This window comes from Fischerella muscicola PCC 7414, assembly GCF_000317205.1.
Classification (GTDB): domain Bacteria; phylum Cyanobacteriota; class Cyanobacteriia; order Cyanobacteriales; family Nostocaceae; genus Fischerella; species Fischerella muscicola.
Genome location: NZ_AJLK01000057.1, coordinates 1 through 24,940, shown reverse-complemented (window position 1 = coordinate 24,940; position 24,940 = coordinate 1). Strand labels below are relative to the sequence as shown.

The following is a 24,940-nucleotide window of genomic DNA, read 5'->3' as shown; positions in this document are numbered from 1 at the left end:
TGACAAATGACAAATGACAAATGACAAAGAACAAAGGACAACTATGTTAGAAGCGTTGATTGAGCCTTTACAATATGGCTTTATGCAGCGATCGCTGATTATCGCCATTTTGGTTGGGATGTTATGTGCGGTTGTGGGTAGCTACTTGATGGTGCAACGCCTGGCTTTGCTGGGTGATGCAATCAGTCACTCGGTTTTACCTGGATTAGCGATCGCATTTTTGTTGGGTGCTAACATCTTTATCGGGGCTTTCATTGCTGGTGTTTTGAGTACAACATGCATCGCCTGGATCAGGATGCGATCGCCTATCAAAGAAGATGCAGCAATGGGAATAGTATTCTCAGCATTTTTTGCCCTTGGTGTGACTTTAATTACTGTTATTCAAAAAGAAAATAAAATTGACCTCAACCATTTTCTTTTTGGTAATATTCTGGGCGTGACTATACAGGATGTACGGGATACAGCTATTATTGCAGCCATAGTATTTATAGTTGTTTTTTTGCTCTACAAAGAACTGCTATTTTACACCTTTGATCCTTTAGGCGCCCAAGCAGCAGGTTTACCAGTGAATCGCCTCAATTTTGGACTCATGCTGTTGATTGCTTTAACAATAGTCGCTAGTATGAAAGCCGTTGGTGTCATCTTAGTATTATCACTATTAATTACACCAGGAGCTACTGCCTATTTATTAGTGCAACGCCTACACGAAGTCATGATATTAGGGGCAGTAATTGGGGTAATTTCTAGTATCAGTGGCATGTATTTAAGTTACTTTTATAATTTGCCTTCTGGGCCTGCGATCGTTTTAGTGGTATCAGGATTATTCGTCTTAGCTTTATTATTTAGTCCTCAACATGGTGTTTTTAATCATAGACAGAATTTAAAAAATCAAGAGTGAGAATTAATATACACCGATACACACCGATGATTTATCTGTGTTCGTTATTTAGAAATTTTTTGTTGTGGCTAGTATTTATTTCGATGAATTCATATAAAAATGCGAAATTTGAATTCATGAATACGCTAAGCTGACAACAGCAACATTAATCTCAAAAAACAATGGCAAACATTCCCTCAATTCTCGCCCTAGACTTTGATGGTGTAATTTGCGATGGGTTAATTGAATATTTTGAGGTAGCATGGCGTACTTATTGCCAAGTGTGGTTCCCTACTCACGAAACGCCACCAGATGGTTTGGCTTCTCAATTTTACCGACTCAGACCCGTAATTGAAACAGGTTGGGAAATGCCTATTTTAGTTAAAGCCTTGTTAGAGGGAATTGCAGAAGCAGAAATTCTCCAAGATTGGCACAGTATTAACCAGAAAATTTTGCTAGCAGATCATCTGAATGCCAAAGAAATTAGCATCAAATTAGACAAATTACGCGATGAATGGATTGCTACAGATTTAGAGGGTTGGTTGAGTTTGCATCGATTTTATTCAGGTGTAATTGACAAACTTAAAGCTACTAGTGCCAGTACAACAAAACTATATATTATCTCCACAAAAGAAGGACGTTTTGTCCAGCAGTTATTGCACCAAGAAGGGATAGAACTAGGATCAAAAGAGATTTTTGGTAAAGAAGTGAAGCGTCCTAAATACGAAATTTTACGAGAATTAATTCAATTATACAAAGTACCAGAAGAAACAGTTTGGTTTGTGGAAGACAGATTAAAAACATTGCAACTAGTAGACCAACAAGTAGACCTCAAAGATGTAAAACTTTTCCTCGCAGATTGGGGTTATAACACTCCCTTAGAAAAAACTACAACCCAAAATGATCCACGTATTCAGCTATTATCACTTTCCAAATTTGGGCAAGATTTTTCCCAATGGTTAGTAGAATAAATTTTGTGCAAGGATTTTGCTAGCGATTCAATTTGATTGGCGGATTACTCAGCTACTAACTTGCCCTAATTTCTTAATTTGTGCAAAAGGTTTTATTGTAAAACGGACAACCTTGCGAGTAAAAAGAAAAGAAAAGACAAGTCTTTCAGACTGACGAAAACCACAAATATTTTGTAGAAAGATATAAATTGCTTTTCTACTTTTCTTCTTAAAGTCTGGGTAGGTGATTAAAACTTCTTCGACTAACTTAAAGTATAGTTTAAAGTAGTTATGCTTCAAAGCCACTCTAGACATATTAAAATAGCATTGAGCTATAGCATAACGATATTTATCGTCAAGTTTGTTCAACTTCAATAGCTTATTTTCTGCTTTTTTTAAAACCATAAAGTGATGTTGAATCCAGCGGCTTGTTGAGGAACTGGAAACTGTGACATTACCGTAGCGTCTGTAAACTGAATAGCAACCTGGTTGATATAAGACTTTAGCACCATTGATAACAACTGATAAGAAAAAATCTCTATCTTGTGCGACTGCTAATTCTTCATCCCAACCACCACTTTTTTCTACAGCCGTTCTTCTATAGAGTAAAGAAGCAACAGCAGTCCACCAATCTAATAGTAAAGATTCAAGAATATCTGCTTGTAGTCCCGCAATCTCAATTTTATCTAAATAACTTGTTCCGTCGGGTAAATGACGCTTGTATCTCCAATCGCCATAAACAACATCTGCGCCTGTTTTTTCTAAAAAGCGCACTTGCCTTTCGATTTTTTCAGGTAAGATGTAGTCATCTGCATCCAAGTACTGAATATACTCTCCCTTGGATAAAGCAAAGCCTAAATTTCTGGCGTGATTTCCTCCTTTATGAGAGCAACTTTTCCAGATGATTTTGTTACCATAACTTTTGAGAATTTCTAAAGAATTATCAGTTGAACCATCATCAATGACAATAATTTCGATATTAGGATAAGTTTGTTGCAAGCAGCTATCTATTGCCTGTGCCAACCATCTAGCGGCATTAAAGCAAGGTATAATTACCGAAACAAGCTTTGACATTGTATTATCCTCTAAATTTGGAAAAAGAAATAGGTAATGTTATTACGATGGAAATGGCAGTTATTTCTTTTTTCACATCTGTCTTAAAAATTGAGCATAAAACAATATGGCTTCCGGTGGAACAACAATCTTAACTTCTAACTCTACAAATCTTTGACTTAGACTACATCCCACATTTTTACACCTTTCACTCATTTTCAAGACATTGTCTACGAGCAAGGCTATCTTCATTTGAAGATTTTAGAGTTTACTAGCTATTTACTAGCTGTTTCAGTTTTGCCATTAGAATGAAGTCTAGTTTTTTTATTTTATTTATCAGCCTAATGATTTTTGTAATAAATGAACATTATTCCAGTTATTTTTTATTATTTTTTAGACAGATAATTTTAACGAGATTCTGCGGAAGTCCCTACCCGAGCGCGTAGCGGGGTAGGGATGGATAGCAGGTAAATTGAGAGGTTCACCCCTTGCGGGTGTCCGAACAATTTACAAATATTCTGATTGGAGATTTTATCGTAAAATATGTATTGTGAGAGAATACAACTACAAGGAGGTGATGTTGAGTGTTGCACAAGGCTATTCAGGTTCGTTTGTATCCAAGTAAAGAGCAACAAGCATTATTAGCACAAACATTTGGGTGTGCTAGATGGTGGTGGAACTTTGCGCTAAATCAGTCAATTGAGGCTTACAAGGAAACTGGAAAAGGTCTTGGTCGTTCAGCACTCAACGCACTTCTACCAAAGCTCAAAAAAGCAGAAGATACAAAATGGTTGGCTGATTGTTATAGCCAAGTTTTACAAGCTACTACACTCAACTTAATTACTGCGTATAAGAACTTTTTTGAGAAACGTGCTGGATTTCCTCGCTTCAAATCTAAGCATGGCAAACAGTCAATTCAGTATCCCCAAAACGTCAAAATTGTAAATGGCAATGTCAAACTTCCCGGCAACATTGGGATAGTCAAAGCCAAAATCCACAGACCAATTGAGGGAAAAATCAAGACTGTGACTGTGAGTAAAACTCCATCAGGAAAGTATTTTGCATCTATCCTGACTGAAATGGACGGGGATGCCCCCACGACTACGGAAGGAAAGATTTACGGCGTTGATTTGGGTTTGAACCATTTTGCAGTTGTAACTGACGGTGAAAAAGTTTCTAAATACGACAACCCTAAACATATTGCCAAGCATGAAAGAAACCTGAAGCGGAAGCAGAAAAAATTAGCACGTAAGCAAAAAGGAAGTAATTCAAGAAATAAATATCGTAAAGTTGTTGCCAAAGTGTACGAGCGAGTTAGTAACTCACGGCAAGATTTTCTGCATAAACTTAGTCACAAGTTGGTCAGCTAAGCCTTGCTGTCATAGTAGAGAATCTTAATGTCAAGGGCATGGTTCGTAATCACAATTTGCGCGAATCTTTATCTGATTGTGGATGGGGAATGTTCACTAACTTTTTAGCTTATAAGCTAGAACGTAAGGGTGGAAAGTTAGTAGAAGTTGATAGATGATTCCCCAGTTCCAAGCTCTGTTCTAATTGTTTCTATCAAATAGGTGAGATACCACTAGATGTTAGGGAGTGGACTTGTCCTCACTGCGGCACTGATCATGATAGGGATAGAAACGCAGCAATAAATATTAGAGCAGAGGGAATCAGATGGCTAAAGGCGGAAGGTTCAGCCGTTTCTGCTGTAGGAGGGGAGGTAAGACCAAAACTAGGGCGAAAGTCACTCGTTGCGGCACTCGCCTATGAGTACAGAAGCCCAAACCAAGCGCGTAAGCGGGTTTGGGTAGTTCACCCTGATAATACCCTTTCAATATATGTCTGATAAATTTAGCGGCAAGGAGGACAAGGGGGAGAATTTGTATCAAGAATTTTGTGAAATGGTATAACAAGAAAAAAAGAGCCTTTGGCTCTTTTTTTCTTGATTCATGCAAGAAGTCTAATAGTTAATAGTTATTTATCGATATATTGGTTTGTAATTTCAAACAACTACCAACAAACAACAAATCATTAACAAGCCAAAAATTCCTGTTGTAACCGCTTTTGAAAGGCTTCCATACCAAAATTAGCGATCGCCATTTCTCGCAACCACTCACCATTACAACGTTGATCTTCGCCTTTGAGGATTTCAATACAAGCCGCAGCCACAGCATCAGGATCGCGGTGTGGGACTCGCCATCCGAGTTTACCATCCTGCAATGGTTCGGCTGAACCATCAGCATCACCAGATAGCACGGGTACACCACAGGCCATTGCTTCTAAATAGACAATACCAAACCCTTCTTGAGAAGGCATAATGTAGGCATCAGCTAGGCGGTAGTGTTCCACGAGTTCTTCTGTGGGTACAAAACCAGCAAACACAACGCGATCGCTCACTCCCAAATCTTGTGCTAACTTGGCCAGACGGGGTTGATCATCACCACGACCTATTACTAAATATTTCACTTGTGGGAAAACTTGAGCAATATGTGGTAAGGCTTGAATTGTAATATCTACACCTTTGTAAATATCACCAGACCACAACCGCGCTACAGTCATTAATACTTTCGCTCCTTGTAAACTATAGCGTTCTATTAGATTAGCTGGTTTGTCTCCAGGCGTGAGGCGATCGCCATCCACAGCACAGGGTAAAATTTTGACGCGATCAGGATTAAGATGATTGGCACTACAGGCAACTTCACGAGTGTAGCGGCTGATTGTCCAAACTTGTGCTGCTTTTTGCAGGCTAGATTGCATCGACTTTGGTAATGGTTGCCAAACTTCTTTACCATAAGTGATTACAGTATAAGGAATTCCCAGAAATTGACACAGCATTCCTACCAAAGGCGCTAGCTTGATATGACCACAAAAAACATGCTGGGGTCGGCGGCGGATAAGGTGAGTGAGTAATGCGATCGTTATTTTTGCTCGTCCTAATTGGGGAGACGAAGATTTAAAATAATGAAACTGGCAACGTTCAGATGCAAAAGGATTTGTGCAACCAGAGGCATCACGTAATATAAATATATCTGCATGTATTGGTTTTGTTAATGCCAAATAGGCTTGAAAAATATCCTTGACATAAGATTGAATCCCACCTTCACAGGAAAAAATTTCCAAAAATACGAAGACGTGATTAATAGGGTAATGTATTGATTGACTTAAATCTAAATTTTCTTGAATTTGAGAAGTTAGCATTTTTGTTAATGTTGTTATTACTAATAAATAACAGGATTAATTTATATTATGTCCGCCCATATCGGTAATGGGTAATTGGGGTATTACCTATATAGTTGCGATAGTCAAAGACCGCTCACAAAAATTTTCTTCATAACTACTTTTTGATAAGTTTATATACAAATGATTTACATAAGTGATATTACTTAACTTCTAACAATTCTTAAAAGTGTAAAGACGTGCCATGGCACGTCTTTACAACATATGGATCGTAGCCAGTACTTAAGTACTGACTACAAACTAAGAACATTTGTAGTTATTTTTTGGAGAAATGGTATTAGACCCAAATTCAGAAAATAGCAAAAATAAAAGCCCCCTCCAAAGGAATTGGGGGCTAAAGGCAGAGGATAATCTGCCCTATGGCTCTTTGATATTAGCTATGCCAATTTCGCAAAGGCTCACCCGCAAGATGGGAATTTAAATTAAGCAGCATTGTGATAGCAATCACAGTTCTCAGTAGTTCTAAATGACGTTTTCATTAGGCTGGGAAGATGGTTTTCTTTTGAAGAACTTCCAGATGCTTTGAACAGCAAATATTAGAAAACCAATGACGATAGTTCCTGCTACCACTGGTAAAGCGATCGCTAATACAGATAGTGCAATTGCAATCACCAACTCAATGGTTGACACAACTGGATTAGTTAATCCGCCTGAGACGCCTGTAGAGGTGATCCGTAAGATATTCATTAATACCTTGGTTAACCCTGCACTGCCACCACCTGCGATTAAAGCTAACGTCCATTGCACCAAGGGATTCATTTCCGGGGCAACCGATGCTGCTACAATTGTCCCAGCAATAAATGCAGCAGGCGTGGCAACAGTATCTAGCAGATGATCTAGCCAAGGAATGTAGTATCCAATAATTTCCAGCAAACAAGCAGCTGTGAATACAATAAAGGCTTGAGGTGTTTCCAACCAATCAAAGTCTGGTGGCAAATCAAAATGTCCAAATACCGAAGCCGCACTCAATACTAATAGTGGTACAAATACTCTAAAGCCAGCTGCCGCGCTCAAACTAATCCCCAATAGAAATTCAATCAGTGTATCTAGATTGAATAAAGAATTTATGTCAATAGTAGGATTCAAATTATCCTCCTGCTGCTCAAGCTAAATTTAATTACTTTTGCGTTCCTAGTGATGATGTTTACTCAACGGCGACTCAGAGTTAACAGTAACAAATAGCGCTCAAACCTTCATCAGTCTTTAGGTTTTGACTCGCACATGAATTTAGGAATAATCTCGCCATACAGTAACGGGTTTTTAGAAGTTCTACCAGAGGGTGAAGGCAGCGATTATTGGCAGATTGCAGCTATACATATCAATGGCGAAGCTTTCTGTCCTAGTCCTCGGCTTTATCGTTCACAACAGGTGGCTAATTCACGAGCTGCACAAATCTATGATTGGATAGCTAGCCACGAGCCAGAAATTAGTGGAGGGGATTGCTACTGCTCTAAGTTGAATTTAATGCTATGGCATCAACCGAAAGAATCTTAACTTAACAGTTAAATTAATACACCAATGCGGTGAAGTTTATTATTCCTTGCTACCAATGCACCGCCTTTGAGTACTTTTCCAGATTTACTTTTGAGCAGACAGCAACTTTGTGATGAAATAGAAGTCTGTCGTACTTCTAAAGAGCAAGCGGGGAAGATTAATGTCACCGTTAATGTCTCTACTAATGCATCGCCTGTAGACTCAATCAAAGTAGCGAGATGCTCATATATCTGGGAATCTGACATGACGTTAGTTTTATAATTGATCACAATTGATGCAGCATCACGATTAACGCGGACATTTGTTACGTAGGCATCAGTTGCGAACAATTTCTCAAGCCATTGTGCATATTTCAAATCTTGGGCAATCCGAGGCACGTTAAACCTGACTCGTCCTGGAATTGCATGAACTATACTGTAGACAATTTTTTGAGATCCTACTGAATTTGTCTTCCCCTTGCTAAGATTTTCCTGCTTTGTGCTTTCTCTTGGCTCAGTTACCTTCAAAGTTGGATCAACTGTAATTAGGTAGAATAATATTGCTGCCCAGCCTTTGATGCCTAGCATTCTTGTCACTAATAGACTTGCAAGGATGGCAATGAAATTAATTCCCTGCTCTTTCCAATAGCTAACTGATTTCCACCCAGCTAACTCTGATATAGTTGTTTTTTTTGACTGAGAGTGATCTTCGCTTTGCTTACACTCAGAGATTAAATTAGGAGGCGTTTTCAACTTAGCGTCTGTATCTTCCCCAATACTGACAGTGCTTGCCATTTACGAGAAAGCTAAATAAAGGTTAATTATAAGTTAACTATAGTTTGGGTTAAGTATTGCAAGATCACCCTTGAGAGTGAAAACTAGTACACCCCAGCGTACCATCTGAAACCTTCCACAGCTAATTTGGATGTGACCATTATTAGCATATGCGATCGCAAGATTTAGATGTGGAATTGTGTTTACCTCACCAATCAATATACTACTATTTCAATAAAATACGTTAAATCGATAGATAATTAGTGTTTAGCTATTATCAAGAATCTTTTCATGGGTGGGGATAGAAATCAAGTGCTGTTTGTTGAGCAAAATACGTCAGACTATTAAATCAGTGAACAGTGAACCATGATAACTGATAGCTGATAACTGTAATTGAAGGAGATTACAAAATCAATGTTGATGCGTAAATGGTATAAATGGAGTTTATTGCTATTGGCAACTCTTCCCTTAATTTTGTCAATGAGTGCTTGTAGTAGTAGATCAGCAGGAAGTAATAGCCGCTTAGATACAATCAAAAATCGTGGCAAACTGATTTGTGGAGTCAGTGGACAATTGCCAGGATTTAGCTATGTCAAAGCCAATGGTGAATATGCAGGATTAGATGTAGATATTTGTCGAGCGATCGCAGCTGCTATCTTTGATGATCCGAAAAAAGTCGAATTTCGTAATTTAAACGCCAAAGAACGCTTTACCGCCGTGCAAACAGGCGAAGTAGATATCCTCAGCCGTAACACCAGCTGGACTATCAGCCGTGATACCTCTGTCGGTTTAGAATTTGCACCAGTGGTGTTTTATGACGGTCAAGGCATTATGGTACGTAAAAATAGCAACATTAAAAAGCTAGAGGATCTTAAAGACAAATCCATCTGTACCCAAACCGGAACCACGAATGAACAGAACCTCAGCGACCAAATGCGGCAAAAAGGAATTACGTACAAACCATTAGTATTTGAGGATGTAAATACTACCTACGCAACTTATGAGCAAGGTCGCTGTGAAGCTATCACCTCCGACCGTTCCCAGCTAGTTTCTCGGCGTAGCACCTTCGCAAAACCTGATGATCATGTAGTTTTGGATTTAGTACTTTCCAAAGAGCCTTTAACACCCGCCGTCGCCAATGGCGATTCTAAATGGTTCGATGTCGTTAAATGGACTGTGTATGGTTTGATTAATGCAGAAGAATTAGGTGTAAATTCACAAAATGTTAATCAATTAACCAATAGTAGCAATCCAGAAGTCAAACGACTTTTAGGAACAGAAGGAGATTTAGGAAAAGGAGCAGGTCTTTCCAATGATTTTGTTGCCAGAATTATTAAACATGTGGGAAATTATGGTGAAATTTACGAGCGTAATTTAGGTAAAAATTCAGAGTTAAAACTAGATAGAGGACTAAATAAACTTTGGAATCAAGGTGGAATTCTTTACGCTCCGCCATTTCGGTAATTTATGAACAGGGAACAGGGAAAGGGGAGTAGGGAGAATAATATACTAACCAATCCCCGTTGCCCCTAATCCCCACCAGGGGACTGGTGAGTTCCCCAATCCCCAATCCAACATCCAAAATCCAAAATCCAAAATCAAATGACTCCTATTTGGTACAACCGTAAATTTTGGGGTATTGTCATCCAACTGGGTGCTGTTTTTATCGCAGTTGCGATCGCACTACAGTTATGGATAAACCTGACAGATAATTTACTGCGACTAGGTATTCAATTGGGATTTGATTTTCTCAATTCCCAAGCATCCTTTGATATTAGTGAAACTCCTGTTGCTTATCAGGCTTCTGACCCCTATCGTCGTGCTTTATTAGTAGGTCTGCTCAACTCTCTCCGGGTGATAGTTTTCGGGATTATCTTCGCTACAATTGTGGGTATTACTGTAGGAATAGCACGGCTATCCGATAATTGGTTAGTAAGGCAACTAGCTTTAATTTATGTGGAAATTCTACGTAACACACCCTTACTACTACAGTTATTTTTCTGGTATTTTGCGATATTTTTAAGTTTACCAAAAACAGAAAACACAATTTCCTTTTTAGGATTAATTAAAATTACTAATCGGGGAATTATTTTGCCTTTTGGTATGCAATTTTCTCCCGAATTATCAACATTAGCTCTTGGGTTAACTTTGTATACTGGAGCTTTTATTGCCGAAATTATTAGAGCTGGGATTTTATCAGTTCCAAAAGGACAATGGGAAGCTGCAAAAGCATTGGGTTTTAAATCAGGATTAGTATTGCGTTTAGTGATTTTTCCCCAGGCTTTACGGCTAATTATTCCACCATTAACAAGTCAATATCTGAATTTAGCCAAAAACTCAAGTTTAGCTATAGCGATTGGTTATCCTGATATTTACTTTGTGGCTTCTACTACTTTTAATCAAACTGGTAGGGCTGTAGAGGTGATGCTGCTAATTATGATTACCTATTTAACCATAAGTTTAGTTATTTCATTCATGATGAATTTGTTGAACCAGACTGTGCAGCTGGAGGAAAGATAAGCAGATGCCAAATCAAAATATTCGTAAATGGATGAAAAAGAATCTTTTTAATAACTGGTACAACAGTCTTTTGACTGTAGTTTGTATTTGGCTGCTAATTTCGACAATTACAAATATTTTTAACTGGATATTTAACCAAGCCCAATGGTCAGTAATTCAAGCTAATTTATCTTTATTTTTAGTCGGACGTTATCCTGGGGAACTTTACTGGCGACTATGGTTAGTGCTGGCTATTATTGTGAGTCTTTCTGTGGTATCATGGGCAATTTTTACACAGCGTCTTTCCAGTCGTTTTAATACTTTTTTACCCCTAGCATGGGCGCTATCTTTTCCAGTCGTTTTGTGGTTAATTGGGGGTGATTTAGGATTACAACCTGTAGATACTAATTTATGGAATGGCTTACTACTGACTCTCGTCACTGCTGTCATCAGTATAGTGCTTTCCTTTCCTTTGGGTGTTCTCTTAGCATTGGGGCGTCAGAGTAAATTATTTGTTATCAAAAATTTTTCTATTCTTTATATCGAAATTGTGCGCGGATTACCACTGATTGGCATTTTATTTTTAGCTCAGGTAATGCTACCGTTATTTTTACCAATAGAATTTCGCTTAGATAGAGTGATCAGAGGTATTGCGGGTTTAACTCTTTTTAGTGCTGCCTATTTAGCAGAAAATGTGCGTGGAGGACTACAATCAATTCCTCATGGTCAATATGAAGCAGCAAAAGCCTTGGCATTAAATACTCCCTTGATGATGTTACTTATTATTTTGCCGCAAGCTTTACGAGCAGTGATTCCGGCTTTAGTCGGACAATTTATCGGTTTGTTTAAAGATACTTCCTTATTATCAATTGTGGGATTATTAGAATTAACCGGTATTTCCCGTTCAATTTTGGCGCAACCACAGTTTCTGAACCGTTATGCTGAAGTTTATTTATTTGTTGGCTTGCTTTATTGGGTATTTTGTTATGCAATGTCCTTAGCTTCTAGACGATTAGAAAAGCAGTTGGGAATTGGGAAAAGGTGAAAAGAAGGCAGCTATGCTGGAGGCAGAAGTCAGAAGGCAAAAACGCTTTACAAAGAAAGTTTAAATTTTCAGCATCTTACTATTTAATTGTGTCCACCTACTTATAGAAAAAATGAATATAAAAGAGCCGATTATTGTAGCCCAAGATGTACATAAGTGGTACAGCAAATTTCACGTTTTGCAGGGTGTCAGCCTGACAGTAAACCGGGGGGAAGTAGTGGTGATTATGGGCCCTTCCGGTTCCGGCAAATCGACTTTTATTCGCACTTTTAATGCCTTAGAAGAATATCAAAAAGGACGCATAGAAATAGATGGAATTGCTTTAACAGATGATTTACGTAACATCGAAGCAATTCGGCGGGAAGTAGGGATGGTGTTTCAGCAGTTCAACTTATTTCCGCATTTGACAGTGCTACAGAATATTACTTTAGCGCCAATTTGGGTACGTAAGCGATCGCGCATCAAAGCTGAAGAAGCAGCGATGCAGTTATTAGAACGAGTGGGAATCTTGGAACAAGCACACAAATACCCAGGACAACTTTCGGGAGGACAGCAGCAACGGGTAGCGATCGCCCGTGCTTTGGCAATGCAACCCAAAGTTATGCTGTTCGATGAACCAACCTCTGCCCTCGATCCAGAGATGGTACGTGAAGTATTGGATGTCATCAAGACTCTTGCTGCGGATGGAATGACGATGGTAGTTGTCACTCACGAAGTTGGGTTTGCCAGAGAGGTAGCTGACCGAGTTATTCTCATGGATGGAGGTGTAATTGTAGAAGTAGCCACACCCTCAGAGTTTTTTAAAAATCCCCAGCAGGAACGTACCCGCAAGTTTTTATCCCAGATTCTTTAACAGAGAATGGGGATTAATCCCAATTCAATTAATGATTGCAACACATCCTTGGATAAAGACGCGATGAATCGCGTCTCTACAAGATGGCCTATCTGTCGCATTCTTTTGGTGAATTGGTATTACACCCCCACACCCATTTTCAAGACAGCAGCTACTACTTCCTCTGGTGGAATATCGAGACATTCCAAATTGTAGGGACAGGTAAAGGCGTAGCATGGACTACACTGAGTTGGACGACGAAGCAAACGAGAATAACCATTGCGCGGTTGCCATTGTGACTCAAGTTCAGTCCCGGCAAACATTACTACAGTAGGTGTGCGGGTAGCATCAGCTATATGCATTGTTGAAGTGTTATTAGTTAGTACTAGTTTGGCGTTGGCGATTAGTGCTGCGAGTTGGGGGAGAGTTGTTTTGCCGATGAGATCAATGGCATAGTTGCCTAAAATTAATAATAAAGATGCGCTCTTGTGGCGGTCTTTTTCTACACCTGTCACAACTACAGGCATTTGTATAGCTTCTGCTAGCTGACGAGTAGTGATCGCAAATCTCTAGGAATCATAATTGCGTGATTGACAGCTTGTCCAAGGGTTAAGTAAGAAATACGGGGGAAATTGGCAATTGTCATCTTGATTACTTCCCAATAATAAACTTAAGGCTTCTTTTTGGGCAGTTTCGGGAATTTGAATACAAAGACTGCGATCGCTTACTTCAAAACCACCAGCCTCTATCAATCGTAAATTTCTCTCAACTTGATGAATTTCATCTGGTGCGGCTGGAACTTCCAGTGTCAATACACCATTACCTAATTCCTTAGACTCTCCCCATCGTGAAGGTATGCCAGCTAAATAACATACAAAAGCTGCTGGATGAGGACTCTGACTAAAACTGGTAAAAATAATTGCCGCATCAAACTCACCAGCTTGTAAAATCTTTACTAATTCCCATTCTCGTTCTGGGTTGAAATCTAACTTCCCCAAATCTTGCCATAGTACTCGCCACGGTAAAACTTCATCCACCCAAGGCAACAATGCCGCCGCCTGCGCCCCACCTGGACTTGCCATCAACGTCAAACGACAGTTAGGCAAATTTTCCTTAATCGCCCGTAACGCTGGACTAGTCATAATTACATCGCCAATATTATCAAGGCGCATTACTAGGATATTGTGCATTTTTAGTAGTTAGTTTTAGTAGTTAGTGGTGAGTCCAGCCCCCCAAAAAGGCGGTTCCCGTCACGTAGACACGTAGACGCGAAGCGGCTTCCGCAGGTAGTGGCTTAAGGTAAGGGTAGGGGGACTGGCGAACCCGTAGACACGTAGTGGCTTAAGGTAAGGGTAGGGTTGGTTGTTGATTGTTGGTTGTTGTACCAGACGTGCCATGGCACGTCTGTACAGTAGTTAGTGGTTAGTTGTTTACCACCCCTCACACCCCATCTCCCCACTAGGGCCAAGAACTTTCACCCATTGGCAATACCATCATTTCGGGGATCACTGTTCCTTCTGGTGTGGATAGTAAAAATCTAATAGTGGCAGCGACGTTTTTCGGGTCTTGTAACTTGCTAACATCAATGTCTGGAAATCTATCTAGCAAAAATGGTGTTTGCATTCCACCGGCAACTAGGGCTGTAACTTTGATATTATAGGGACGTGCTTCTACATGCAGAGCGTGACTAAAGCCCAAAAGTCCCCATTTGCTGGCATGGTAAGCAGCAGCATTTGGCCAAGCACGCTTGGCAGCTGTAGAAGCTATGTTAATAATGTGACCACTACCCTGTTCTTTCATCACAGGTAAGACGAACTTGGATAAGATAAAAGGTGCGCGGAGGTTCACTGGAATAATTCTGTCCCAATCTGGGATTGCAAGTTCTTCAATGGAAAGGGTTACATCTGTTCCGGCATTATTGATGAGGGCATCCAAACGCCCATACTGAGAAGTAATCTTGTAGATAGCAGTTTCTGCTTGCGCCTCATCGGTAACATCTATTACTAATGGCATGGCTTGTAAACCATTAGTTTGAATTTCGCCAGCCACTTTTTGCGCTAATTCTTCTCGAATATCTGCAACCACAACGCTAGCACCAGCTGAGGCTAATGTGTGACAAACGGCTTCACCTAATCCGCGTCCACCTCCAGTCACAAATACTACTTTGTTTTTAAGTTCTTCCATAGTTGTTTTTCCTTTGTTGTAATTAGTTACGTATCACACCTGTCAAAAAATAATCATGAGTGGGAAACTAATATATTTCTTCTGCCTCCTGCCTTCTGCCCTCTGCCTCCTGCCTTCTGCCCTCTGCCTCCTGCCTTCTGCCCTCTGCCTCCTGCCTTCTGCCTGCTTCTAATTCCTCTTCAACCAATTCACAAAAAATATGCAGTATGAGGTGTTGTACTTCTTGGATGCGTTGGGTATCTGTTGCCGGGACAACTACTGCTAAATCTGCTAGCGATCGCAATTCCCCACCATCACCACCTAGTAAGGCGATAGAGTGAATGTTGGCTTGACGTGCTGTTTTGAAAGCTTCAATCAAATTGCGCGATCGCCCACTGGTACTAATGCCCAGTAATAAATCTCCTGGTTGGGCAAAAGTTTCTACTTGGCGAGAAAAGACGTAATCGTATCCGACATCATTTGCCCACGCACTCAAAAAAGATGAGTCTGCTGTCAGTGCAATTACGGGTAGTCCCGCTCTGTAAGAGCAGCGAAATTTACCAACAAATTCTGCGGCAAAGTGTTGAGCATCCGCAGCACTACCGCCATTGCCGCAAACAAGTACCTTGCCACCCAAAGCAAAACAGGTGCTAATTGCTTTTACCGCCTCAATAATTGTGGGTGTCAAAGTTTGGCGGGATTTCTCCATTGCTGCGATCGCAGCCACAAAGTTTTTGTCAATGAGGGTGGGGAGAGAGGGGGGTGGGGAGATTGTTGAAAGGTGATACCTGTGAGGGGTAGAAGCGTGGTTTAGGGATAATCTCTGGGGTTGAAGGTATTGAGGTACTTTTTGCCAGAGTACATCCTCTCGTCTGTTCTCAACCCACTGCTTGTATTGTATTGTATCCAGAACTTTTTCATAGAGAGTAGCAACAGCAACGGCTACATGTTTCCAAGTAAACATTTGATGGGCGCGTTGTATTGCTTGCTGTCCCAAGTCATGGAGTACTTGAGGATTTTTGTAGAGGTAGGCAATTCGTTCGGCAATGGCATCAGGGTCATTTGCTGGTACAAGATAGCCAGTTTCACCGTCTTTGACTGTAAACTTAATGCCACCAACATTTGAACCAATCACAGGTGTTCCACAAGCCATTGCCTCTATGGGCGTAATTCCAAATGGTTCATATAATGGCGTTGTAATAAATACATCAGCAGCACTGTAATAATACTTAAGCAACTCTCGACGACGGCGTCCGGTAAAAGAAAGTTATGTGTGACTCCACACCTTCTTCGCAAGCGATCGCTTGCAAACGACTGATTTCAGGTGTGAGGCGGGGATCTGGTTCTTCTGATTCACCGCCAACAATCAATAGTTTTGTGTGGATATGATACTGCCTGAGCAAATATCCAAAAGCGCGAATTACCGTATCAACGCCTTTACGCGGTACTAAGCGCCCCAACTGGAGGATTAAGTGTTGATCAGGCTGCAAACCCAGCATCTGACGGGCTGTTGTTTTTTCCACTTGCCAAAATTCGGCCGTGTCAAAGCCACAGGGAACAATTGTAATTTTCTCTGGCTTAGCATTGTAAAGATACAACAAGTCCTGCTGATCTTGGGGACATTCAGCAATGATATGGTCAGCTTCTGCGACAATTTGGTCTTCTATGGTAAAGCGTTCATCGGGGAATTCATCAGCATCACCTTGCCAAAAGCGACGCACACGGCCAAGCGCATGAAAAGTGACAACAAAAGGTATATTTAAGCTTCGCTTAATTTGGGCCGCTACCATTGCTGACATCCAGAAATTAGCGTGAATTAAGTCGTATTTTGGCACAGAAAAAGTGTCTATCCCTTCAGCCTTCCCAAGAGGGTTTTGACAAAACTTTAAAACATAGGCTGTAAATTCCTCCATGTATGGCAGCATGTCTTCTTTCCGCACATATTTAGGAGGGCCTGCGGGGACATTGATAATGCGAACGTCATCTATCCATTGAATGATTTCTGGCAATTCCTGACTATCGCGTCTAGTAAAAATATCAACTTTATAGCCAAAACCAGCCAAATGTTTAGCTAGCTGTCCTACATACACATTTTGACCCCCGCTATCTACACCACCAAAAGTGCCAAGCGGTGAAGCGTGTTCGCTAATTAAAGCAATGAATTTTGTCATTGGTCATTTGTCATTGGTCATTAGTTATTTATCATTGGTGAACGAAATTCATACCAATAACTGATTTAAATGTTTTGTCCCACTCATCCATAAAGCGTTGGATGTGAAAGCGTTTTTGTGCTGTTTGTATTGCACCTTTACTGAGATTTTGGGCGTGGGTTTGGTTGTTTAAAAGTTGGCGCATTCTGAAAATCAACTTTTCTAAATCTGTATCTACATAGCCAGAAACTCCGTTTTCCACTACCGTCACCATTTCTGTAGTTGCCAGTCCGATGATTGGTAAACCCAGCATCATGGCTTCGCATACAGCTAGTCCTAAGCTGGTGTAGCGGATCGGATTGAAGAAAAAGCGGTAACGTGAGGCAAATGCTGGTAGTTGGTGGTGCGGTATTTCGCCAATTCCACCCAGTTCTTCTGAACCCATACCTACCAAATATAGAGGAATGTGTTGGCGGACATGGGCAAATATGTCCGCACCTAGACGACGACCACGCGATCGCAAACCATTTACTACTACCAGTCCCTTTTCTAACTCACCCGTGTAGCGAACATTTTCTGGCACGATCACACCATGTTCAATAACCCGAGTTGGAGTGCGATCGCTATTCCACATCAACTGGTTAAAATGGGTAACATGAACCAGTAAAATATTCGGGTCATCTACAAAGTGGCGAGTGTCCGTTGGATGTTCTCGCGGGGGATCATGTTCTAAGTAAATTCGGGGAAGTCGTCGCTGTGAATCTGAGAGAATCTCATACTGGTCTTCTAAATAATTGCGTTTTGACTGAAACAAAATACAGTCAAATTTGAGATTTTTAACTTCAGACGCTGGAACATCATAAACGTTATCTGACCAGGGAAAACTACCTAAACGACCACCATAACCCTCAGGTCGTCCTGATTTCACAGGCAAATAAAAATGATGCTGGCTCTGGGTTAAATAGTAAAGATAGCTGCCGTGGATGTGCCAGGTCAAGATACGTAATGGTTGCATAATGAAGTGTTAACAATAAAGCATCCTTTGAATTTTTAATTCTCAATTTTTGGCGTTGCATAAAATAAAGGTTACTTAAATGCAGATTCCAGTAAAAAGAGATGATAGCCTATAGGGTCATACAGGTCTGACGTAGAGATATCAAAAATACTGTCCGTATCTCCCTGTGTCCTGATCGGCTTTACACAATGGGAGAGAACACTACCACCAAACTCTTGTGACTGACCAATACGAATTGGGATTCCTGCCAAATAGCAAATGTAAGCAAGTGTATATGGTGATTCTCCGGGATTTGTAAAAATTACGCAGACATCAAAAGCATATTGGCGCAGTTTTGATATGAAAGCCAATTCACACTCATTATTTTTAAACTTACTTTCACCACCTTCATAAACCAATACATCATCTATCCAACGCTTATGGGAACCTAATTGTTTAGCGCTTGGGGAAACCATTAAAGTAATGACAGCATCTGAGAATAAGTAGCGCAGTTTTTGCAATGCAGGGATAGTCAGTATTAAATCTTGCTGACTACCTACTTGAATTGCCAAAACTTGCCGGGCATTTTCCCAAGTCTCAGGTAACATTGGAAGTTTCCTTCAACAGTAGGTCTTCTACCTGAGTCATTACCATTGCTGGCGTTACCGGAAAATAAAAACCACCAAATTTTGTATCAAAGGATTTGCTTGTAGAACTTACAAATGATTCTTCGACATCTGGGAAGTGTATGAAACTAGGACTGAGAGAACGGTGAATCTCACGGTTTAAAGGTGCCCATCGATGCAGTGATGCATTTGTAAAAATGACAACGCTCTTGACTCGTAAAGCCGCAGCTAAATGGGATACACCAGTATCGTTGCAAACTAGTAGACTAGCTTTACTTAAAAGGGCTGCCATTGTCCCTAGACTAGTCTTTCCAGCCAAATCAATCGGCTGGAAACGCATCATTGCCGTTAATGCCTGGGTTAAATTTGCTTCTGATGCTGTACCAGTAAGCACAACTTGGAATCCACGAGCTGCGATCGCATCAGCAACAGCGGCAAAGCTTTTTAAAGACCAGCGTTTCTCTGGCAGACTAGCACCAGGATGAATGCAGACATATTTATCAGGTAGGTGTGGCAAAGCTGCAAAATCTTCATCCCGCAACGGAAATTCTAGTTCATCCCACTGGAGTGGTATCCCTAAAAATTCCATTAAGCGCAGGTGACGCCATATTTCTGGTTCGTTGTCTGGGTAAGGTAAAAAGTAGTCTGGATCGGGGCAATAATGTTCGGGAAGATAAAAACCAGCGTGAATACGAGCGCCAAGTAAGGTAGTAAAGGAATTGCTAACAATGCCGTTACCATGCATTTGCAACACCAAATCAAAATGTTGCTCTTGAGCTTTTAGCAAAAACTCTGGTAATTTGTGGACTGAAGGTGGTACTTCCGGAATTCCTGGGTAGCCAGGAAATTCCAAGAACTCATTGAGATAATGGCTGAAACGTTCTACAAAAGAATGCGCCCAAGGTAGACCAATTAAGGTAATTTGGGCTTGGGGAAAAGCTGCTCTGAGCGCCCTAAAGGCTGGTACAGTACAAAGTAAATCACCTAATCCAGGGAGGGCGCGCACAATAGCGATCCGAGAAATAGACAGTTGCTTTAGAGATTGAAGTTGGTGTGACATGCATCTTTATCTTCAAGGGCAACTCTCTTAAAATTACTTACTTCTAAGCCTTAGTTCATTGGGCATTTGACTAAAATATTTTTTCTTTTCACTCATAGCAATTGTGCAAATGCACAACTCATCCAATTTTAGATTTTGGATTTTGGATTTTGCGAAAAGTTTGTAGACGCACAAAGTGCAGTGTAATGTATTTTTCTTAGTGTCTTAGTGGTTAAAAAATTGACTTTGGAACCACCAAGGCACAAAAACACAAAGATGCACTGATAATCTATTAGATTTGAAAGCATAACTGTGCGATCGCCTGGTTGATTAGCATCTCCTTGCAATGCCTCAATCAGATGTTGCTTCTGGATTAGCAGCAGCCTTTTCCTTTAACCACGCGAGTCCAGCTAATATTCCGCTACGCGTCGTTTGCTCATTCTGCAATAGGCGAATATGTTCTGCGTCATCCAAATAGGCACACAAATTTGGGTCGATTAACACTGCCTTCAGTGCTTGCACATCTTTGACTGTAACAGGCAATGAATATTCTGGTTCGGCAGTTCTACCAACTCCAATTAGTAACGCATGGCCGTGATCAAAGTGATTTGACATAATTGCACAGGCTGGAGAACAAGGGTATGGTATTTTCTCTAATATTGCATGTTCAACCTGGTAACGAGAATCACATCAAGTTCTATTTTCCTACTTCTTCTTGCTGCTGTTGTTTTCCGTACTCACGTAATTTCTGCAATAGTTTTTCTTGGGATGGCGAGGTAGTAAATTCAATAGCTGTTGGTTGAATTTCTTGAGTTTCACTTTTCAAAGTTGTAGATGGAATATTAAACTTCAACTGTGATTGATTGTTTGTTATTAATGTTGTGGCGTTGGGATTTTTCACTGCTGTTTTGACTGCATTGAGTGTAGATGCAACTTCAATTTGTTGCTCTATTTGTTGAGTGGAAGACAGCAATTTACCTAGACCATTTACCAACTGCCTAACATTTTCTCGAAAATTTGGATCTCCAGTCAATTCGTCTAAATCTGATGTGATTTTCTGGGCGTTTTCAAATGTTACCCTGGCAGAATCTAGGGTTTGTTGTAACACCAGCAAGTTATTGGGATTGTTGAGTGCTTGGCTGGCATCCCGCAAATTAGCTGAAGCTTGTGCAGCATTGGCGGAGAGGGTTTCTAGGTTTTGGATTAATTCTCCTTGGGTTAAGCGATTGAGAGTAGGTGATAAACTACTAACTGTAGTTCTGAGTTCAGTGGTGGTTGCTGTAATATTATTTAAAGTGCCAACCAAAGAAGAGCGATTACTGGTTAGCAAGGTATCCAAATTTTTAATCAGTTGGCTTGCTTGATTTGCTGTCAGGCTGAGATCCTTTGCTGTGGCACTAAAAGCATTCGCTGTATTACTAAATTGATTACTTGTTTTCGCAGTAGATGCACTGATTTGATCTGCTGCATTTGCGACTGAAATTGTGGCAGTTGACAAACCACTTAATTGCTTTTGCGTAGTTTTAGTCAAATTGGAAAGATCACGGCTGAGAATAACGACTTGAGCTGCTGCTTTAGAGGCGTTTGCTAATGTATTGTTGAGATTATCGTAGATTTGAGGCTGAGTATAAAGATTAGCAAAAACAGTACTGCTACGAATTAACTCATCCAAACTGATACCAATTTGACCTTTTAAGCGTGAACCATTACAAACGATGAGACTTGGATCGCAATGTCTGTCTAATGGTTTAGCAACATCTACACTATTCGGTAATGGTGATTTAGGTGTAATGTCAATAATACTTTCGCTAATCAGACCCGATTGATTCGCTTCTACCTTGACATCACGGGGAATAATTAGGTTAGGATTGGCAATTTCGATTTCTACTTCTACATTATTTGGCCCTGGTCGGATTGCAGCAATATTGCCGACTTTGACGCCGCGAAAGCGAACTATTGCTCCTTTTTGCATCCCGCCAGCATTGGCGAATTCCACAAAAGCTTTATATGAACTTGCAGCAGCCGTAAATCTTGTTAACCAGAGGATAATCATTCCAAACACACCCACTCCCAAGAGGAGTAGTAAACCCACAGAACCTTCTCGAAATGTGCGCGATCGCATTTTTTTATCCTCCGTCTTAGATTTTTAGATTTTAGATTAGGTTGTGGTTTGTTGGTGGCTGGTTGTTGATTGTTGATTGTTGGTTGTTGTTGGTTAATGATTTACCACTCCCCACACTCCCCACACCTCCCCATCTCCCCACTGCCCCTAATCCCCACTCCCTGTCGGTCGTGGGGTCCGGTGAGTTCCCCATCTCCCCATCTCCCTCATCCTGCGACTTGAATTGGCCCAGATATACTACCACTCATAAATTGCCTAATTAAAGGATTATCTGTATGGTCTAGTTCACCAACTGTACCTTGCCACTGTACTTTACCCTGATACAGAAATACTAGCCTATCAGCTGTGCGACGGATGGTACTCTCTTGGTGAGTCACAATTGCGTAGGTGCTACAGACTCCTTGTGTAAATCGCAATTGTCGAATTAAATCTTCGATCACTGTTGAGGCGATGGGGTCGAGTCCAGCAGTAGGTTCATCGTATAGTAAAACCTCTGGCCCTTCTTTGGTATTTTCGGGATTAGACATAATTGCACGCGCAAAACTTACCCGTTTTCGCATCCCTCCAGATAGTTCCGCAGGATAGCGATCAGCTATTCCTGGCAAACCCACCATCTCTAATTTTTCCTCAACTAACTCGCGAACTCGCGATCGCGACAGGTTTGAGTGCTGATAGAGAAAGAACCCGACATTTTCATCAACTGTCAGTGAATCAAATAATGCCGCCTGCTGAAACACCATACCAATGCCAACCGGATCAGCGCCATCCTCTATCAATCCTTCTCGGCGCACACCTTGCACAATAATTTCTCCAGTATCAGGAGCAATTAAACCTGCAATCACACGTAAAATTGTTGATTTACCAGTACCACTAGGCCCTATTATCCCTAATGCTTCTCCCCGATAAATCCTCAAATCTATGTTATCTAAAACCTTATTGTCACCAAAGGACTTGGAAACACCTTTTAATTCAATTAATGGTTCGTCATTGGTCATTGGTCAATGGTCATTGGTTGTTGATGGTTGGTTGTTGGTTGTTGGTTGTTGATGGTTGGTTGTTGATTGTTGATGGTTGGTTGTTGGTTGTTGGTTGTTGGTTGTTGGTTGATGGTTGGTTGTTGATTGTTGATGGTTGGTTGTTGGTTGTTGGTCATTAGTTATTAGTATTAAACAAATGACACATGACAAAGGACAAATGACAAAAGACAAATATGATGTCATCGTCATCGGTAGCGGTATTGGTGGGTTGTGTGCTGCGGCTTTATTGGCGCGTTATGGCAAACGTGTAATTGTCTGCGAAAGTCACACAATTGCTGGTGGTGCAGCTCATAATTTCAGACGTCGGGGATTTGAATTTGATTCTGGGCCTTCATTTTATTGTGGTTTGACTGATATTCAGAGTTTAAATCCCCTCAAACAAGTTCTGGACGTAATCGGTGAATCTGTTGCAGCTGTTCGCTATGATCCATTAGGACATTACCATTTTCCTGAAGGAACTTTGGCAGTTTACAGTGATGGCGATCGCTATCGTGAAGAAGTAGCTAAAATTACTCCTGTTGGTGCCAGGGAATTAGAACAGTTTGAACGGCGTCTGTTACCTTTATATGATGCCATGAAAGGTATTCCCACCCTGGCACTGAGAGCAGATTGGCAATTACTCACTGTGCTGCTGGGGCGTTATTTACCCTCTTTATTAAAGATGTTACCTAATTTACCCCTTGTCCAGGCTTCTCTAGGTAATGTCATGGATGCTACTGTCAAAGACCCTTGGGTAAGACGGTTGATTGACCTAGAATGCTTTTTATTATCGGGTTTAAAAGCACACGGGACAATTGCTCCCGAAGTAGCTTTTATGTTAGGTGAACGCTCTCGTGCTGGCGTTGAGTACCCTGTGGGTGGCAGTGGAGGAATTGTTAACGCCTTAGTGCGGGGATTAGAACGCTGGGGTGGTAAGTTGCTGCTGGGGTGTCATGTCGAGCAAATTTTGGTGGAATCAGGGAAAGTTGTAGGTGTACGGTTGCGATCGCGAATTGGGGTAAAAGGACAAGGGGGACAAGGGAGCAGTCTTGATTTATCGGAGTCTTCTATTCTGAAAGCGCCTATAGTAATTTCTAATGCCAGTATTTGGGATACCTATACTCAGCTACTGCATCCTGATGATTTACCTGCATCTTTTCGCCAAGCAGCTTTGGCTACACCAACTGTAGATAGTTTTATGCATTTACACTTAGGTATCCGTGCTGATGGTTTAGAAAATTTAACAGGACATCACGTAGTAGTTCACAACGCAGATCAAGATATCACCACACCAGGGAATACTTGTATGGTATCAATTCCCAGCGTCTGGGATACAAAACTAGCGCCCCAAGGACATCATGTAGTCCACGCTTACACCCTAGAACCCTACCTGGGATGGGAACGCAATGATGGGTATGAACAGAAGAAACGGCAGAAAGCAGAAACTTTATACCGTGCCTTAGAGAAAATAATCCCGGATATCAGACAGCATGTGGTGTTAGAACTGATTGGTACACCCCTAACTCATGCTTATTATTTACGAAGATACCAGGGAACCTACGGCCCTGCGATCGCAGCAGGTAAGGGCATGTTTCCAGGAACCCACACACCCATCCAGGGTTTGTATCGCGTTGGTGATAGCACTATGCCAGGAATTGGTGTTCCTGCGGTAGCGGCGTCTGGGATTTTGTGCGCGAATACGTTGGTGGGAGTAAAGCAAATGCAGGAATTGTTGGGCCTACGCACTTACTAAATGAACGTTCATCACAAAAATTGTTTCATCCATAGAAATCATTGAAACATTTGTGACAAACATTAGAATGTTACTTTTCCCAGTAATTCTAGTGAACCTCCCAATGCTACTGTTGCAGGGTCACTGGCAGTAACTAAAATGAGAGTGGAAAGCCCCATGCTGAACACACTCCAGCCAGGACAAAACAATCCTTCAGAAATTACTGATCAAGCAACTTGGAATCGCATCGCCCGACTTTATACAAGTGATGCCAAACTAGATCAAAACAGTATTGCTTTAATTCGGGCGAAAAAGTTTCGGTCTGCTAGTACTCAAAAAGATGATTTGGCGAGAGTAGT

26 protein-coding genes and 2 pseudogenes are annotated in these 24,940 nt (G+C 41.0%); 10 read left to right on the top strand and 18 right to left on the bottom strand.

Going from position 1 to position 24,940, the window contains the following annotated elements:
- Positions 1-43 precede the first annotated feature (43 nt).
- A complete protein-coding gene (locus tag UYI_RS0107895) occupies positions 44-898 on the top strand; it encodes a metal ABC transporter permease (RefSeq protein WP_016866135.1) in 855 nt (284 codons plus the stop codon).
- Between the two features lie 161 nt (positions 899-1,059).
- Positions 1,060-1,848, top strand: a complete 789-nt coding sequence (locus tag UYI_RS0107890) for an HAD family hydrolase (RefSeq protein WP_016866134.1) — start codon at positions 1,060-1,062, stop codon at positions 1,846-1,848.
- A gap of 48 nt (positions 1,849-1,896) precedes the next feature.
- Here UYI_RS0107890 and UYI_RS0107885 read toward each other — a convergent pair whose 3' ends face one another.
- Complete coding sequence (locus UYI_RS0107885) at positions 1,897-2,901, bottom strand: glycosyltransferase family 2 protein (protein ID WP_016866133.1); 1,005 nt, start codon at positions 2,899-2,901, stop codon at positions 1,897-1,899.
- A gap of 563 nt (positions 2,902-3,464) precedes the next feature.
- Here UYI_RS0107885 and UYI_RS32205 point away from each other — a divergent pair.
- Positions 3,465-4,691, top strand: a pseudogene (locus UYI_RS32205) (RNA-guided endonuclease InsQ/TnpB family protein).
- Between the two features lie 220 nt (positions 4,692-4,911).
- On the opposite strand, the gene UYI_RS0107870 reads toward UYI_RS32205, so the two are convergent.
- Both UYI_RS0107870 and UYI_RS0107865 read right to left on the bottom strand, forming a co-directional pair.
- Positions 4,912-6,078 carry a glycosyltransferase gene (locus UYI_RS0107870; RefSeq protein WP_016866131.1) on the bottom strand — a complete coding sequence of 389 codons (1,167 nt, stop codon included), beginning with the start codon at positions 6,076-6,078 and terminating at the stop codon, positions 4,912-4,914.
- 501 nt (positions 6,079-6,579) lie between these two features.
- On the bottom strand, positions 6,580-7,203 hold the full coding sequence (locus UYI_RS0107865) for a DUF4126 domain-containing protein (RefSeq protein ID WP_016866130.1): 624 nt from the start codon (positions 7,201-7,203) through the stop codon (positions 6,580-6,582).
- Between the two features lie 135 nt (positions 7,204-7,338).
- On the opposite strand from UYI_RS0107865, the gene UYI_RS0107860 reads away from it, so the two are divergent.
- On the top strand, positions 7,339-7,611 hold the full coding sequence (locus tag UYI_RS0107860; RefSeq protein ID WP_016866129.1) for a hypothetical protein: 273 nt from the start codon (positions 7,339-7,341) through the stop codon (positions 7,609-7,611).
- 8 nt (positions 7,612-7,619) lie between these two features.
- Here UYI_RS0107860 and UYI_RS34105 read toward each other — a convergent pair whose 3' ends face one another.
- Positions 7,620-8,384 carry an HMA2 domain-containing protein gene (locus UYI_RS34105; RefSeq protein WP_016866128.1) on the bottom strand — a complete coding sequence of 255 codons (765 nt, stop codon included), beginning with the start codon at positions 8,382-8,384 and terminating at the stop codon, positions 7,620-7,622.
- A gap of 393 nt (positions 8,385-8,777) precedes the next feature.
- Between UYI_RS34105 and UYI_RS0107850 the strand changes: the two genes are divergently transcribed.
- From UYI_RS0107850 to UYI_RS0107835, 4 genes are all read left to right on the top strand, one after another.
- Positions 8,778-9,827, top strand: a complete 1,050-nt coding sequence (locus tag UYI_RS0107850; RefSeq protein ID WP_016866127.1) for an amino acid ABC transporter substrate-binding protein — start codon at positions 8,778-8,780, stop codon at positions 9,825-9,827.
- Between the two features lie 138 nt (positions 9,828-9,965).
- Positions 9,966-10,883: an amino acid ABC transporter permease gene (locus tag UYI_RS0107845; RefSeq protein WP_016866126.1), complete on the top strand. Its 918-nt coding sequence runs from the start codon at positions 9,966-9,968 to the stop codon at positions 10,881-10,883.
- A gap of 4 nt (positions 10,884-10,887) precedes the next feature.
- Positions 10,888-11,907, top strand: a complete 1,020-nt coding sequence (locus tag UYI_RS0107840) for an amino acid ABC transporter permease (RefSeq protein WP_016866125.1) — start codon at positions 10,888-10,890, stop codon at positions 11,905-11,907.
- Between the two features lie 112 nt (positions 11,908-12,019).
- Complete coding sequence (locus UYI_RS0107835) at positions 12,020-12,760, top strand: amino acid ABC transporter ATP-binding protein (protein ID WP_016866124.1); 741 nt, start codon at positions 12,020-12,022, stop codon at positions 12,758-12,760.
- A 119-nt stretch (positions 12,761-12,879) separates the two neighbouring features.
- Here UYI_RS0107835 and UYI_RS38785 read toward each other — a convergent pair whose 3' ends face one another.
- From UYI_RS38785 to UYI_RS36625, 14 genes are all read right to left on the bottom strand, one after another.
- Positions 12,880-13,266: a glycosyltransferase family 9 protein gene (locus UYI_RS38785; RefSeq protein ID WP_016866123.1), complete on the bottom strand. Its 387-nt coding sequence runs from the start codon at positions 13,264-13,266 to the stop codon at positions 12,880-12,882.
- A gap of 42 nt (positions 13,267-13,308) precedes the next feature.
- Positions 13,309-13,929 (bottom strand): glycosyltransferase family 9 protein, encoded by a 621-nt coding sequence (locus tag UYI_RS38780; RefSeq protein WP_016866122.1) that lies wholly within the window; start codon positions 13,927-13,929, stop codon positions 13,309-13,311.
- Positions 13,930-13,989: 60 nt separating this feature from the next.
- Positions 13,990-14,136, bottom strand: coding sequence for a hypothetical protein (locus tag UYI_RS36635; RefSeq protein WP_157226313.1), 147 nt, complete (start codon positions 14,134-14,136; stop codon positions 13,990-13,992).
- Between the two features lie 61 nt (positions 14,137-14,197).
- Positions 14,198-14,923, bottom strand: coding sequence for an SDR family oxidoreductase (locus UYI_RS0107825; RefSeq protein ID WP_016866121.1), 726 nt, complete (start codon positions 14,921-14,923; stop codon positions 14,198-14,200).
- A gap of 67 nt (positions 14,924-14,990) precedes the next feature.
- The gene (locus tag UYI_RS39575; protein WP_268742129.1) at positions 14,991-16,139 is read right to left on the bottom strand and encodes a glycosyltransferase; all 1,149 of its coding nucleotides are present in this window, start codon (positions 16,137-16,139) and stop codon (positions 14,991-14,993) included.
- Positions 16,132-17,073: a glycosyltransferase gene (locus UYI_RS38770; RefSeq protein WP_268742128.1), complete on the bottom strand. Its 942-nt coding sequence runs from the start codon at positions 17,071-17,073 to the stop codon at positions 16,132-16,134. The genes UYI_RS39575 and UYI_RS38770 overlap by 8 nt, the downstream gene beginning before the upstream one ends.
- Positions 17,074-17,104: 31 nt before the next feature.
- Positions 17,105-18,067 (bottom strand): glycosyltransferase, encoded by a 963-nt coding sequence (locus UYI_RS0107815; RefSeq protein WP_016866119.1) that lies wholly within the window; start codon positions 18,065-18,067, stop codon positions 17,105-17,107.
- 71 nt (positions 18,068-18,138) lie between these two features.
- Positions 18,139-18,654 carry a glycosyltransferase family 9 protein gene (locus tag UYI_RS32185; RefSeq protein WP_016866118.1) on the bottom strand — a complete coding sequence of 172 codons (516 nt, stop codon included), beginning with the start codon at positions 18,652-18,654 and terminating at the stop codon, positions 18,139-18,141.
- Complete coding sequence (locus tag UYI_RS0107805) at positions 18,644-19,732, bottom strand: glycosyltransferase family 9 protein (protein WP_016866117.1); 1,089 nt, start codon at positions 19,730-19,732, stop codon at positions 18,644-18,646. Before UYI_RS0107805 ends, UYI_RS32185 begins: the two co-directional genes overlap by 11 nt.
- Before the next feature lie 330 nt (positions 19,733-20,062).
- Positions 20,063-20,326 carry a hypothetical protein gene (locus UYI_RS0107800; protein ID WP_016866116.1) on the bottom strand — a complete coding sequence of 88 codons (264 nt, stop codon included), beginning with the start codon at positions 20,324-20,326 and terminating at the stop codon, positions 20,063-20,065.
- An 82-nt stretch (positions 20,327-20,408) separates the two neighbouring features.
- The gene (locus UYI_RS0107795) at positions 20,409-21,833 is read right to left on the bottom strand and encodes an MlaD family protein (protein WP_016866115.1); all 1,425 of its coding nucleotides are present in this window, start codon (positions 21,831-21,833) and stop codon (positions 20,409-20,411) included.
- 31 nt (positions 21,834-21,864) lie between these two features.
- Positions 21,865-22,026, bottom strand: a complete 162-nt coding sequence (locus tag UYI_RS36630; protein ID WP_157226312.1) for a hypothetical protein — start codon at positions 22,024-22,026, stop codon at positions 21,865-21,867.
- A 13-nt stretch (positions 22,027-22,039) separates the two neighbouring features.
- Positions 22,040-22,828 (bottom strand): ABC transporter ATP-binding protein, encoded by a 789-nt coding sequence (locus UYI_RS0107790; protein WP_016866114.1) that lies wholly within the window; start codon positions 22,826-22,828, stop codon positions 22,040-22,042.
- Complete coding sequence (locus UYI_RS36625; protein WP_157226311.1) at positions 22,825-22,986, bottom strand: hypothetical protein; 162 nt, start codon at positions 22,984-22,986, stop codon at positions 22,825-22,827. The genes UYI_RS0107790 and UYI_RS36625 overlap by 4 nt, the downstream gene beginning before the upstream one ends.
- Positions 22,987-23,027: 41 nt before the next feature.
- Between UYI_RS36625 and UYI_RS0107780 the strand changes: the two genes are divergently transcribed.
- Both UYI_RS0107780 and UYI_RS32180 read left to right on the top strand, forming a co-directional pair.
- Positions 23,028-24,602, top strand: a complete 1,575-nt coding sequence (locus tag UYI_RS0107780) for a phytoene desaturase family protein (RefSeq protein ID WP_016866112.1) — start codon at positions 23,028-23,030, stop codon at positions 24,600-24,602.
- Positions 24,603-24,758: 156 nt separating this feature from the next.
- Positions 24,759-24,940, top strand: a pseudogene (locus tag UYI_RS32180) (hypothetical protein); the annotation flags it as partial.

Coding starts and splice junctions, on each gene's coding strand:
- UYI_RS0107895 (WP_016866135.1), top strand. CDS start 44: ATGTTAGAAGCGTTGATTGAGCCTTTACAATATGGCTTTATGCAGCGA.
- UYI_RS0107890 (WP_016866134.1), top strand. CDS start 1,060: ATGGCAAACATTCCCTCAATTCTCGCCCTAGACTTTGATGGTGTAATT.
- UYI_RS0107885 (WP_016866133.1), bottom strand. CDS start 2,901: ATGTCAAAGCTTGTTTCGGTAATTATACCTTGCTTTAATGCCGCTAGA.
- UYI_RS0107870 (WP_016866131.1), bottom strand. CDS start 6,078: ATGCTAACTTCTCAAATTCAAGAAAATTTAGATTTAAGTCAATCAATA.
- UYI_RS0107860 (WP_016866129.1), top strand. CDS start 7,339: ATGAATTTAGGAATAATCTCGCCATACAGTAACGGGTTTTTAGAAGTT.
- UYI_RS34105 (WP_016866128.1), bottom strand. CDS start 8,384: ATGGCAAGCACTGTCAGTATTGGGGAAGATACAGACGCTAAGTTGAAA.
- UYI_RS0107850 (WP_016866127.1), top strand. CDS start 8,778: ATGTTGATGCGTAAATGGTATAAATGGAGTTTATTGCTATTGGCAACT.
- UYI_RS0107845 (WP_016866126.1), top strand. CDS start 9,966: ATGACTCCTATTTGGTACAACCGTAAATTTTGGGGTATTGTCATCCAA.
- UYI_RS0107840 (WP_016866125.1), top strand. CDS start 10,888: ATGCCAAATCAAAATATTCGTAAATGGATGAAAAAGAATCTTTTTAAT.
- UYI_RS0107835 (WP_016866124.1), top strand. CDS start 12,020: ATGAATATAAAAGAGCCGATTATTGTAGCCCAAGATGTACATAAGTGG.
- UYI_RS38785 (WP_016866123.1), bottom strand. CDS start 13,266: ATGCCTGTAGTTGTGACAGGTGTAGAAAAAGACCGCCACAAGAGCGCA.
- UYI_RS38780 (WP_016866122.1), bottom strand. CDS start 13,929: ATGCACAATATCCTAGTAATGCGCCTTGATAATATTGGCGATGTAATT.
- UYI_RS36635 (WP_157226313.1), bottom strand. CDS start 14,136: ATGGCACGTCTGGTACAACAACCAACAATCAACAACCAACCCTACCCT.
- UYI_RS0107825 (WP_016866121.1), bottom strand. CDS start 14,923: ATGGAAGAACTTAAAAACAAAGTAGTATTTGTGACTGGAGGTGGACGC.
- UYI_RS38770 (WP_268742128.1), bottom strand. CDS start 17,073: ATGACAAAATTCATTGCTTTAATTAGCGAACACGCTTCACCGCTTGGC.
- UYI_RS0107815 (WP_016866119.1), bottom strand. CDS start 18,067: ATGCAACCATTACGTATCTTGACCTGGCACATCCACGGCAGCTATCTT.
- UYI_RS32185 (WP_016866118.1), bottom strand. CDS start 18,654: ATGTTACCTGAGACTTGGGAAAATGCCCGGCAAGTTTTGGCAATTCAA.
- UYI_RS0107805 (WP_016866117.1), bottom strand. CDS start 19,732: ATGTCACACCAACTTCAATCTCTAAAGCAACTGTCTATTTCTCGGATC.
- UYI_RS0107800 (WP_016866116.1), bottom strand. CDS start 20,326: ATGTCAAATCACTTTGATCACGGCCATGCGTTACTAATTGGAGTTGGT.
- UYI_RS0107795 (WP_016866115.1), bottom strand. CDS start 21,833: ATGCGATCGCGCACATTTCGAGAAGGTTCTGTGGGTTTACTACTCCTC.
- UYI_RS36630 (WP_157226312.1), bottom strand. CDS start 22,026: ATGGGGAACTCACCGGACCCCACGACCGACAGGGAGTGGGGATTAGGG.
- UYI_RS0107790 (WP_016866114.1), bottom strand. CDS start 22,828: ATGACCAATGACGAACCATTAATTGAATTAAAAGGTGTTTCCAAGTCC.
- UYI_RS36625 (WP_157226311.1), bottom strand. CDS start 22,986: ATGACCAACAACCAACAACCAACCATCAACAATCAACAACCAACCATC.
- UYI_RS0107780 (WP_016866112.1), top strand. CDS start 23,028: ATGACAAAAGACAAATATGATGTCATCGTCATCGGTAGCGGTATTGGT.